The 12709-nt window shown below is 38.6% G+C and carries 11 protein-coding genes; all 11 read right to left on the reverse strand.

Annotated features, from left to right (window positions below):
- Position 1 precedes the first annotated feature (1 nt).
- The 11 genes from LAV82_RS07440 to LAV82_RS07490 all read right to left on the reverse strand — a co-directional run bounded on the left by LAV82_RS07440 (position 2) and on the right by LAV82_RS07490 (position 12703).
- Complete coding sequence (locus LAV82_RS07440) at positions 2-2770, reverse strand: bifunctional diguanylate cyclase/phosphodiesterase (RefSeq protein WP_055988974.1); 2769 nt, start codon at positions 2768-2770, stop codon at positions 2-4.
- A gap of 97 nt (positions 2771-2867) precedes the next feature.
- On the reverse strand, positions 2868-3395 hold the full coding sequence (locus LAV82_RS07445; protein ID WP_013056191.1) for a GNAT family N-acetyltransferase: 528 nt from the start codon (positions 3393-3395) through the stop codon (positions 2868-2870).
- A gap of 109 nt (positions 3396-3504) precedes the next feature.
- Positions 3505-4056, reverse strand: a complete 552-nt coding sequence (locus tag LAV82_RS07450; RefSeq protein WP_013056190.1) for a hypothetical protein — start codon at positions 4054-4056, stop codon at positions 3505-3507.
- A 341-nt stretch (positions 4057-4397) separates the two neighbouring features.
- Positions 4398-5159: a serine hydrolase gene (locus LAV82_RS07455; RefSeq protein ID WP_499715828.1), complete on the reverse strand. Its 762-nt coding sequence runs from the start codon at positions 5157-5159 to the stop codon at positions 4398-4400.
- Positions 5160-5173: 14 nt separating this feature from the next.
- On the reverse strand, positions 5174-6181 hold the full coding sequence (locus LAV82_RS07460; RefSeq protein WP_211078116.1) for an ABC transporter ATP-binding protein: 1008 nt from the start codon (positions 6179-6181) through the stop codon (positions 5174-5176).
- A gap of 12 nt (positions 6182-6193) precedes the next feature.
- Positions 6194-7099 (reverse strand): C40 family peptidase, encoded by a 906-nt coding sequence (locus LAV82_RS07465; RefSeq protein ID WP_013056187.1) that lies wholly within the window; start codon positions 7097-7099, stop codon positions 6194-6196.
- A 31-nt stretch (positions 7100-7130) separates the two neighbouring features.
- Entirely contained in the window at positions 7131-8075 is a 945-nt protein-coding gene (locus LAV82_RS07470; RefSeq protein WP_013056186.1) for a S66 peptidase family protein, read from the reverse strand.
- 88 nt (positions 8076-8163) lie between these two features.
- Positions 8164-9807 carry a peptide ABC transporter substrate-binding protein gene (locus LAV82_RS07475; RefSeq protein ID WP_499716129.1) on the reverse strand — a complete coding sequence of 548 codons (1644 nt, stop codon included), beginning with the start codon at positions 9805-9807 and terminating at the stop codon, positions 8164-8166.
- Positions 9808-9830: 23 nt separating this feature from the next.
- Positions 9831-10829 (reverse strand): ABC transporter ATP-binding protein, encoded by a 999-nt coding sequence (locus tag LAV82_RS07480; protein WP_499715829.1) that lies wholly within the window; start codon positions 10827-10829, stop codon positions 9831-9833.
- A 4-nt stretch (positions 10830-10833) separates the two neighbouring features.
- A complete protein-coding gene (locus LAV82_RS07485) occupies positions 10834-11772 on the reverse strand; it encodes an ABC transporter permease (RefSeq protein WP_013056183.1) in 939 nt (312 codons plus the stop codon).
- Position 11773: 1 nt separating this feature from the next.
- Positions 11774-12703 (reverse strand): ABC transporter permease, encoded by a 930-nt coding sequence (locus LAV82_RS07490; protein WP_499715830.1) that lies wholly within the window; start codon positions 12701-12703, stop codon positions 11774-11776.
- Positions 12704-12709 lie beyond the last annotated feature (6 nt).

Here is a 12709-nt window from a genome sequence, read left to right on the forward strand (position 1 = left end):
ATTAATGAACAAATTCCATTTTCTCTTCGATTTTATGAAATTTCTCATAAAATTCCTCCGCTGAAATCGGTTTGGAGAAATAGTATCCCTGCACCTCATCACATTTTTCTTTATGAAGAAGTTCTACTTGTTCAACTTCTTCTACACCTTCTGCTACGACGGATAGCTGCAAACTTTTGGCTAGTGTAATGATGGCTCTGACAATCGATACTTCCGTTGTATTAGGATCTAAATCTTTAATAAAAGACCGGTCAATTTTCAGCGTATGAATAGGTAGCTTCTGAATATAGCTGAACGAGGAGTATCCTGAGCCAAAATCATCAATCGAAATAAATACTCCTGCATCTTTTAAGATTTGTAGCTTTTCGATTGTTTGCTCAACATGCTTCATCGTTACACTTTCTGTAATTTCAAGTTCTAAATATCGTGATTCTAACTCTACTTCACGCAAGACACCTAACACATAATCAACAAAATCAGTTGTACCAAAATCAACGCTTGATATGTTCACACTCATTTTTAAGGGAGGAAGTCCTTGAAGCTGCCAATACTTATTTTGATGGCACGCTTTTTTTAATACCCATTTCGTCAGTGTAACAATAACGCCTGTTTCTTCAGCAATCGGAATAAATTCTGCGGGAGAAATGACGCCCATCTCGGCATGAGTCCACCGGATTAAAGCCTCCACTCCAACAATATGGCCACTTTGAATATTGACTTTCGGCTGATAGTGAAGCTCCATTTCGCCCAGCTCAAAAGCCTTGCGTAACCCATCTTCAATTCTCATTCGTCGCGTAGTATGAACCTGCATTTCTTTTTGATAAAACAGATAATGATTACGCCCTTGTTTTTTGACTTCGTACATCGCTAAATCAGCATGGCGAACTAGCACTTCAAGCAACTTTCCATCTTTAGGAAATAAACTAACTCCGATGCTTACCCCTAAATAAACATCTCTCGATAGCACTACAAAAGGAGTGGATAAGCAGTCATTTAATGATTGACAGATTTTTTTCACTTCTTCATCAGTCCTATCATGCAGTAAAACTAAAAACTCATCTCCTCCAAAACGCGAAAGCACATCTTGGTTTCTTAGGCAGCTCTTCATTCGATCAACAACCTGAAGCATAAGCTGATCTCCAGCATGATGACCAAGCGTGTCATTTACCTGTTTGAAACGATCTAGGTCTAAAAATAAGAAATGAAGCTTTTTTCCTGAAGTAGCTGCTGAATCAATGGATTTCTCTACAATGCTTGAAAACATACTTCGATTTGGTAAATCTGTTAGCATATCGTGAAAAGCCATGTATTGAAGCGATTCTTGAGCTTTTTTCTGTTCCGTTACATCTCTAGTTACTGTCTGAAAAAGCGTCTCTCCATTAATTTGAATGAGCGTAGATTTTACTTCTAAGAAGAGTTCCTTACCTAACGCATTAAACATTTTCAACTGAGCTAATGGAGATCTTGGCTCATCTTTTCTATCCTTTACTGCCTTCAATCCTTTTTTAATATCAGGAACTTGTTCAGATGAAAAGAAATCATATAACGATTTACCAACGAGCTGGTCTTCCGTTACTCCTAAAAGCTGAATCATAGCATCATTCACAGACACGACCTCTTCTTCTCGATGGACCATAATTGCCAATGGAGAGGAGTAAAACAAGTTTTCATAGCGATTTTTTGCTTCAATCAACGTTTTTTCCGCTTCGCGCTCTTGCGTCATATTGCGGATATACAGCATATACTCAACCGTCTCTTCAATTCCTACCGCCATCACCGTTATCTCAACCGTAACTTCTCTATTACTTATCAAAAGGGAGTGCTCAGTTCGTCCATCTTGTAGAGAAGAAAATTCATAGAAGGGCAGCAGCTTAACAACATTACTCCCGATTACATCTGATGCTTTAAGAGAGAAAAGCGTTTCCGCTGCATAATTGAGCGATAAAACATGTCTTTTTTCATCGATTACCAAAATAGCATCCAGGGCGGATTCAAAAAAAGCCCATTTTAAAACTTCTTGTTTTTGTACGCGTCGATCCATAAAAATGGTTAAAAACACAGCCGTAAATAGGCAGACAATAAAAAAAACAATAACGACGGATAAATATATTGGATTTAAGGCAAAGCCGTTTGAGTGTTCAGACATTGACATTCCTGAAAAAGAAGCTGCCTGCATGCCCGTATAGTGCATACCTGCAATAGCAATGCCCATAATAGTAGAACAAATAACCTTAGCAAAAACGGTAAGCTTCCCTTCATTTAGCTTTGAATAAAAACCAAGCCACAAAGCTGTATTAGAAGCAGCAACAGCAATAAGAATAGAGAGAAAAACGATAAATGGATCATATGAAATCATAATTGGCTCCATAGCCATCATGCCCAAATAGTGCATAAAAACAATTCCAGCTCCCATAAAGCTCCCTGCAATGATAAGTGCTTTTATACTTTTCTTTTGTTTGTGAATGAGGTAGAGGCCTATATAACATCCCGTTATCGCCCCCAAAATTGAGAGAAGAACAAACCATAAATTATATGAAACATCTACGGGCAAGTGAAAAGCAAGCATGGCGATAAAATGCATTGACCAAATGCCTATTCCCAATGTAAATGCCCCGCTGATTAACCAAAACTGAATAAATTTCGCCCGGGAAATTTTCACACGATTAGCTAACCCAAAAGAAGCGTACGCCGCAGTAATAGCGATAAGGAAAGAGAGTGTAACGAGTAACTCATTGTACGTCCCTTCTAGTAAATGTGTATGATGATTCATTCATGACCTTCCTTCAATTCGTTCTTTTCTTTGTTATCGGTTAAGGCCTAAAAATATTTACTATTTCAAAAGAACTTATGCAGAACTTATGCTTGATTTACTTCTTACCTTTTGAACGTCCTGACAATATCGCGCTCACTTTTTCCTTGTTGACGGTGTATAAACAAGTACAATCATCTGACTCATACGCCTCTTCTAGTTGAAACGAAAATTTTTTTAAAAGAGTAATTGAATCTTTATTATTAGGATCAACTTTTGCTTCAATTTCTTGTATATGAAACTCTTCAAAAGCTTTTTCTAGCAAAAGGCAGAGCGCTTCTGTCATGAGGCCTTTTTTCCAAAAAGGTTTGCCTAAATCATACCCAATCTCTGCTTGCTTTTTAACATAATCAATACGGTTTAGACCGCAGGTTCCAATGATCTCATCGGAAGTCTTTAATCGAATAGCATAGCGTGTTGCTTTCCCTTCTTTCGTCAAACTTTGGAGAAGTGCAATCATGCTTTCCGCTTGATAAAGCGTCGTAAAGGGCTCAATATTCATATATCTAGTAACCTCTTCATCCGACCAATATGCAAAAACTTTAGAAGCATCTTTTTTTTGAAGAGGAGATAAATATACCCTCATCTATGTTCTCCCTCCTTTTGGTGAATGATGGAGCAAGACATTTTCATCTGCGCCTCTTTCACATCTTAAAAAATCTCACATGGTGCACGGAACATGTGAGATTTGACATTTAACTATTCTTTGATTGTGCATCGCGCAGCTGCGTATATAAACGATTAATTGCTACAGTCATTGACTGTTCATAGGAATGATGATCATAATAAACCGCTATATTTTTTAACATTTCATACGTTTGATGATCAAGCTGCACCTCAAGCGTAATTTTTTCGTCAATTGTTGCTGTTTGCAAATGATGAGGCAAGTCCTCTTTTGTAGACACTTGCTCTGCAATATGAATTGCTTCTTCTACTGTTTCAATTCGGCCGTACTGATGCACCCATCTTCTGCCCATTTCAATCGTATCTTTTACAAACTGACGATTGGTAATGGTATCTTTAATATTAAATTGATGATCTGCCACATATACAGATTGATACAAGATTACACTGATCACTTCGTCTTTTAAATTTAATTTTCTCAGCTCATCAATTAAATCCGCTATATATTTAGGTAATGGACTAAATGTCCCTCGCACTTCCTTAATTAAATCCATGGCAATGGATTCAGTTGAATTGCGTTTAAATGCTTTTATAATATCTATCATTACATGTTCGTTTGCCATACATACACCACCATTTATGAATCGAATAATTTCATGCTCCTTGCTGCTTTGCATAGACATTCACTATTCGTTTAAAATATATACTATTATTCTATTATATAAAAAATATGAATAAGTTGGTATAGGATGAATGATTTATCATTATTTTTTCATAAAATTTCATGAAAAAGAACATGTTTATCTATTACTAGCACAAATCCAGCACAGCAAACAACGGTCTCGCCAAAATCTGAGAAGACAAGCATTTATTATTAGTAAATGTGAGTTTTTCTTTGATAGAAGACATTAAATAAAAGGGAGCAAACCAATCTCGCTTATTGAAGTATATGGTCAAAAGATTTTTAGATGTTAGATGACAGAAGGTATCTAATATCAGCAATTAATCTCCTTCCCTGTTCATTGTCACTTAGTCCATCTATCAAAACAACGGCATAATACGTTTCGTTACCTCGCATGAGAATAGCACTATCATGTTCTGCTCCCTGTAGTTCTCCAGTCTTATTCGCAGCTTGAAACGCTGATCCTATACGTGCTGGAAGCTTATGCTGAAACTGCTGCATTTCTAACATTCTCCTTATTTTTTCACGACTAGATTTTTGCAAAAGGTTTCCTTCATATATTTCCCTTAAACACTTTACTACGTCAGAAGCACACGTATAATTATCAATCCCTTTTTCAACAGCGATTTCGTCCATCATATAGCGGTTTAAAACAGTTTTCTTTAATCCTAGATTTTTAGCGCATTCGTTAATTTTTTCAAATCCTACTAAAGAAATGAGCTCATTTGTAGCTGTGTTGTCAGAAACAATTATCATAAGGGTAAGCAGCTCTTCCACTTTAATATGTGTTAACCGCGGAAGAGCTCTAAGTACACCTGCTCCACCAACCGTGTTTTTTTCCATTCTTTGAATGACAGATGTTAAAGCCAAGATGCCCTCATCAATTTGACGAAACGCTTCTATTGCAAGCAGCAGCTTGATTGTACTTGCTGCTCGTTGTTGGATAAAAGAATTAATCTGTATGGATTCTTTTCCTTCAATATGAATACGTATAAGTCCATTATTACTCCGCTTCCATGTAGTAACTGCATCTTCTATTTTCATTCTCGCTCTTTCCATCATTTTGTCGCAGCTGTTTCAATATAGTTGTTACTCATTATCTTTTGATTGTATAAGTGACAGGCTACAAAGTGATTGTCTTCAACTTCCTGCCACTCTGGCTTTTGAGTCTTACAGGCTACTACTGCAAGAGGACAGCGCGTATTAAACACGCAGCCAGAGGGCGGGTTAATTGGACTCGGTAAGTCTCCTTTAAGAACAATCCGCTTCCGATTATCCTCAACGTCAGGATCAGGGATAGGAATAGCTGACAGTAGAGCTTGAGTGTAAGGGTGAAGCGGTTTTTGATACAGCTCCGAACTTGTTGTTAATTCTACTAAATGCCCTAAATACATAACTCCAATACGATTGCTTATATGCTTTACCATCGACAAGTCATGTGCAATAAATAAATAAGTTAATCCTTTTTCTTTTTGGAGTTTTTTTAATAAATTAACTACTTGAGCCTGTACAGACACATCTAAAGCAGAAATAGGTTCGTCTGCAATAATGCATTCTGGATTTAGTGCTAAAGCTCTTGCAATCCCTATACGCTGGCGCTGCCCGCCGCTGAATTCATGAGGATAGCGATTGGCATGATCACGATTTAGCCCGACATCTTCTAGCAACTCATACACGCGGTTCAACATCTCTTTTTTATTCGAATAAAGTCCGTGAACCTCCATTGGTTCTGAGATAATCTCCTTCACGGTAGAACGAGGGTTTAGTGAAGCATATGGATCTTGAAAAATCATTTGCATATTACGATGAAAAGCAAATTTTTCTTTCTCTGATAGCTCATGCACGTTTTCCCCTTTATAAAGCACCTCTCCTGATGTACGGTTATACAATCCAATGATTGTTCGCCCGGCAGTTGATTTTCCGCAGCCGGATTCACCAACAAGTCCAAAGGTTTCTCCTTTTGAAATATGAAAAGACACGCCGTCTACTGCTTTCAAAACCTGCTTATTCGTAATCGGAAAATATTTGCTCAGCTGCTTTACTTCTAACAAATGTTTCGTTGTCATAACTGCCACCTCCTAATAATAGCGCCGGGCTGCGCACAGCTCTTCTTCATAAAGCGTTCCTTTTAATTCAATCAGTTCAACGGTTTTACCTGTTTTAGGTGAATGAAGCATTTTTCCTTTACCATAATAAATACCAACATGGTGGATAGCCCCTTCACCTTTTTCATGAGCGAAAAACAGCAAATCTCCAGGTTGAATAGAGGCTAACCCTACTTCTTTTCCTTGCCTTGCTTGATCGGTTGCATCTCTTGGAATAAGATATCCGTTTGCTTTATGAGTAGCATAGGCAAACCCGGAACAATCATATCCCCAGGCACTCATGCCACCCCATAAATATGGAAGATTCAAAAACTGTTCTCCTGCTGCAATAATCATATCCCCAGTTCCTTTTACTTTACGGTTTCTATCCTCTATTACAACAGCATCTTGACGTTTTATTCTCCCACTGCCAACCGGCGTTTGAACTTGTAGCCATTCTTTATCTTCTTTTAAAAGAGGCAGCTGCGTTTGATAACTAATTTGCAAGGCTTCTTCCGCTAGGTGCAGGGTCGCAATCGTTGCTGATACCACTGCCGTTGGTTTATTCAATGGAAAATATTCGGCTTGAGAAATCAGTTGGTGGAAAGGAACCCACCCGGGATATCCTCTTTCATCTTTAGAAGAAAACTGAGAAGGAATAACGATTTTTGCCCATTTACCTTTCATTTCCGTTACATATACTTCTTCTCCTAGTAACAGCTGCGTTTGAACTAAATTTTTCTCACAAAGCTCCAACCGGCGTGTATACGTTAATTGTTCTAGCCATTTATCCAGTTTTACTGGAAAACTTATTGCATTGTCATCTATTTCTCTGCTAGAGTCATAGGAAGTCCAAACAGTCGCCACAGCTACACAAACGTAATACGCTTTTTTATCCATCACTTATTTATCCTCCCCACAGGTTTAACCTTCAGCGTTCGACTTTATCTTTTGGTAATGTAATACCAGATTCAAATTCCACCATTCGTTCATAAGTCGACATCGTGGCATAGCTTCCAATCGCCACAGCTGTTTGAGGAGAGCAATGCCCGATGCGAAACCCTCTCATAACAGGCTTTTTTAAAGAAGTCAGGTAACTTGTTAATGCCTCTTCTAATGAAAGCGACTCCTTACGTTTTTTAGGATAGCAGTTATGAAAATCTCCGATAATAATTCCCGCTGCATCCTGCAGTTTATTGGCCATATACAGCTGTGTCATCATGCGGTCAATTTCATACGGCTCTTCATCAATATCTTCAATAAATAAAATTCGATTTTTTGTATCTAGTTCAAATGGAGTGCCAAGCGTGCTTACCAGCAAAGTAAGATTTCCTCCTATCAGCTGACCAGTTGCTTCTCCTTCACAAATAGTGTCGAGCGGACTAATTTGATCCGTATAGCACAAAGAACGGTGAGAAAATAATTGATAAAAAGCTTGCTTCGTCTCTATATGAACATCTTCTTTTCCGAGATCCGACGAAAGCATTGGCCCGTGAAAGGTAACCAAACCTGTGCGCTGATGAATAGCCGTATGTAAAAACGTAATATCGCTATACCCCCAAAAAACCTTTGGGTTTCGCTTAATTAAATCGTAGTTTAATTGCGAGGCAAGCCTAGCAGTCCCGTACCCTCCGCATGCACAGATAATTGCCTTTACTTCCTTATTGGCAAACATCGCATGTATATCGGCTGCTCGCTGTTCATCAGTCCCTGCCAAGTACCCGTTTTTTTTATATAAATGCGCGCCTGTTACTACGTTTAATCCTATTTCCCTTAAATATTCTATTCCTTTTTTTAGATTGTGCTGATTAGGCGGACTAGCAGGTGCAATAACAGCTACTGTATCACCTTTTTGTAATGGTTTTGGTTTTATCATTTGTTACACTCCTTTTGTGTAAAGAAATGAAGAAAGTGAAACTTGGGTCAGAAGGGAATTGAAATCCCCTCTGACGAAAAGTTCCACTTTACTGTTTATCTGCCCACTTCAAATCTAAATAGCCAACAGGATGACGAACAATTCCAGATACGTTATCTTTGATTAAAAACACATAGTTGTAGAAATGGATAGGAATGATCGGCATCTCATCAAATAAAATACCTTCTGCTTTATACATAAGCTCAAAACGTTTTTTATTATCCGTTTCGTTCATAGCTTGTTTAATTAACTCATCATATTCTTTATTGCTCCAAGCTGTACGGTTCATTGAATGACCCGTCTGGAAGCTCTCTAAAAAGTTAATTGGATCTGCGTAATCAGCTAAAAATGAACTTCGTGACAGCTGAAACTTTAACGCTTTTTGTTCTTCTTGGAAAACATTCCATTCCATATTGGCAAGCTTCACATCTACGCCTAGATTTTCTTTGAACATTTGCTGCAGTGCTTCTGCTATTTTTTTATGCGTATCGTCTGTACTGTATGTTAGCGTAATAGCTGGCAGCTTTTTATATCCTTCTTCTTTCATTCCTTTTTTCAGAAGTGCTTTTGCTTCTTTGCCATCTGTTTTTAATAAGTCGCCGCCCGTTTTGCGGAAATCCTTTCCATCTGCATCTTTAAATCCATAAGATACGAACCCATGAGCTGGTTTTTCTTTATTCTTTGTAACAAAATTAACAATTTGATCTTGATCTACAGCCATTGCAAATGCTTTACGGATATTTTTGTTTTGAAAAGGCTCTTTATCTAAGTTAAAGCGATAGAAGTAAGTTCCCGCTTGGTCTTCGATATGAACATCTCCATCTTTCAGCAGCTTTTCACTTAAATCCGATGGAATTTCAGAAACATCTAGTTCTCCATTTTGATACATTTGATATTCTGTGTTTGTATTTTCAACAATTACCCATTTTACCTTGTCGAGCTTTACATTTTCAGCGTCCCAATACTGATCGTTTCTTTCCATGACTAGATTACTGTTATGCTTCCATTGAGTTAATTTGAAGGGACCATTAGCAACAAACGAATCTGCTTCTGCAAACCATTTCGGATTTTTTGTTGCTACTTTTTCATTAATTGGGAAGAACGCTGGATTGGAAACTACGCTTAAGAAATAGGCTTGAGGGCTTTTAAGCGTAACTTCAAAGGTTTTGTCATCTAGCGCTTTTACCCCTACTTGATCAGCACTACCTTTACCCGTATTAAATTCTTCTCCACCTTGGATGAAATAACCTAAAAATGCCGCTGGAGAACCCGTCTTAGGATCTAACAGCCTCTTCCAAGCAAATACGAAATCACTTGCTTTCACGTCATCTCCATTTGACCATTTAGCATCTTTTCGTAAATGAAACGTATAGACCTTTTTGTCCTCAGAGATATCCCATTTCTCGGCCATTGCTCCTTCAGGCTCATCGCTTTTTCCTAAACGAGTCAGCCCTTCCATTAAGTTATTAAGCATATTCCATGAATATGAATCAAATCCAATAGGTGGATCAAAAGACGTAGGTTCTGCGCCATTATTCATATAAAGGACCTTACCGTCTTCTTTTGCTGTACTGCTTTTCTTTTCTGGCTCCGCGCCTGAATCTTTTGTGGCCGTACAGGCAGCAAGTGCAAATATAAGTACACACATCATTAGTAAAGACCCTATTTTTTTCATCATTTCCCCCTCTTTCATAAGTTCTCTATTCATCTATAAATCTAGCTTATAGTTGTTACAAATTTTTGGGCTCTCTCATCTTGAAGCCAGCAGTGCACTTGGTGACTTTCTTTCAGCTTTGTCGACGCAGGATACATGCGGTCACACACTTCCATTACGTAAGGACAGCGAGGTGCGAACGAACATCCGGATGGAGGTGCAAATAAATCGGGAGGTGATCCTGCAATAGGCACAAGTTCATTTTCGTATAAATCTAACCGAGGAACTGAACGCAGCAATCCTTTTGTATACGGATGCTGCGGCGTATAAAAGATGTCTCTTCTTGTTCCAATTTCTACAATCTTTCCTGCATACATTACGGCAACACGGTCAGCTACCTGAGCAACTACACCTAAATCATGCGTAATTAAAACAATAGAGACATCCGTTTTCTGCTGAATATCCTTAAACAATTCTAAAATCTGCGCTTGTATCGTGACGTCAAGAGCTGTGGTAGGTTCATCAGCAATGAGCACTTCGGGATTGCATACAAGAGCCATTGCAATGACAATACGCTGTCTCATTCCCCCGCTAAATTCATGAGGATATTGCTTTAGGCGTTCTTTAGGATTTTGAATTCCGACTAGCTCCAGCATTTCAAATGCTTTTTCTTTGGCTTTTTCTTTTGAAATGTTTTCATGTTGCATAATATTTTCTGCAATTTGCTCACCTACGCGAAGAGTTGGGTTAAGCGCAGTCATAGGATCCTGAAAAATCATCGAAATATCAGCGCCTCGAATGTCTCGCATTTTCTTTTCTGATAGTTTCGTTAAATCCTGGCCTTTAAATAAAATAGATCCGCTTGTGATCCTGCCCGGAGGTGTCGGAATTAACCTCATAATACTTTGAGATGTTACGCTTTTTCCGCACCCTGACTCTCCGACAATCGCTAGTGTTTCTCCTTTATGTAAATCAAAACTAACGCCTCTTACAGCTTGAACTCGCCCTCCGTAAGTTGAAAACTGTACGTGTAAGTTTTTGATTTGGATCTTTTTTTCCATTTGCTTACCTCCTTAATTTCGGATCAAGTGCATCTTGCAGTCCGTCTCCAAGGACATTAAAAGCAAACATGGTAAGAGAAATAAAAAAAGCGGGAAAAAACAAACGCCACCAATAGCCTGATAGAATCGTTGATAAACCATCGTTTGCCATTACTCCCCAGCTGGCATAAGGAGCCTGTACACCCAGCCCTAAAAAGCTTAAAAAAGCTTCAGCAAAAATGGCAGTTGGTACGGTTAGTGTCATTTGAACGATAATCGGCCCCATCGTATTTGGAAGCAGGTTTCGCTTAATGATACGACTAGTTTTTGTTCCAAACGTTTTGGATGCAAGCACGTATTCATAGTTTTTTATTTGCAATACTTGCCCCCGTACAATTCTCGCCATCCCGATCCAACCTGTAACGGAAAGTGCCACAATAATCGTAGAAAGCCCGGGGCCCATGACTACCATTAGTAAAATCACCACTAATAAATAAGGAAGACCGTATAAAATTTCAATTACGCGCATCATGACATTATCTGTTTTTCCGCCTTTGTAGCCTGAGAATCCCCCGTAAATGACACCGATGATAAAATCAATAAGCGCTGCCATCAGTCCTACAAATAAAGAGATTCTAGCTCCATACCATGTCCGAGTGTACATATCTCTGCCTAAGTCATCCGTTCCAAACCAATGACTAGCTGAAGGAGGAAGGTTTTGCTCTGTAAAAGAAGCTTTCGTTACACTGTAGGGTGAAAACATAGGACCGAATATAGCCATCACAACGAGAATGACTAAAAAAAAGAGACCCAGCATGGCCAACTTGTTTTTTACAAGCCTGCGCCAAGCATCATGCCAATAAGAAAGACTCGGCCTTACAACTGCTTCAGCTTCAGATTTCTTTTTTTTCTTTGGCACAAACCACTCATCAGGAATTTGCTTATACTCCTGTTTTTCCAGCACGTTATCCCTCCTTCTTATACAGTTTGATTCGTGGATCAAGTATTCCGTAAGCAATGTCTACTAAAAAAAGCATAATGATGAGAATCGAACTGTAAAAGACCGTCGTGCCCATAACTACCGGGTAGTCTCTCGTATTAATACTGTCCACAAAATATTTTCCCATGCCAGGAATAGCAAAGATTTGTTCAATAACAAATGTGCCGGTTAATACGCTGGCTGCAATCGTTCCAAGAACTGTTATAACGGGCATTAAAGCATTTCTAAGCGCATGCTTAAATACAATTTTTACTGGCGAAAGCCCTTTTGCACGCGCTGTTCGAATATAATCTTGAGTTAGTACTTCTATCATGCTTGAGCGAGTCAAACGTGCAATAATAGCCATAGGACCTGTGGCAAGAGCTAGAGTCGGAAGAATCATATGTAAAGGGCTTGTCCACGTAGCGGCAGGTAAAATTTTCAAATTGACAGAAAGCTGTTGAATTAACAACGTGGCCATAACAAAATTTGGAACCGACAATCCGATAACTGCTATGCTCATCGCCATGTAATCAATTATTCCATTCCTTCTAAGAGCAGCGATAATGCCTAGTGTAATACCGGAAATCACCGCAAGAATTAACGTCACCATTCCAAGTTCAAATGACACAGGAAACCCTCTTCCTAAAAGGTCGTTAACCGTTTGAGACGGCTGTTTAATGGAAGGACCAAAGTCAAAGGTAACAATGGATTTTAAATAAAGAATATATTGCACAGCTAGCGGCTCATCTAAGTGATAAAATGATTCCAGGTTTTTTTGAACTGCATCGCTTGTCGCTCGTTCTTCATTAAATGGAGATCCAGGAATCGAATGCATTAAAAAGAAGGTTAAGGTCACAATTACCCACAGCGTAACAAGCATGGATAAAAATCGTTTCAAAATATAACTTTTCACCTTTAT

The sequence above is a fragment of the Bacillus sp. ILBB4 genome, from assembly GCF_035064545.1.
Taxonomy (GTDB): domain Bacteria; phylum Bacillota; class Bacilli; order Bacillales; family Bacillaceae_H; genus Priestia.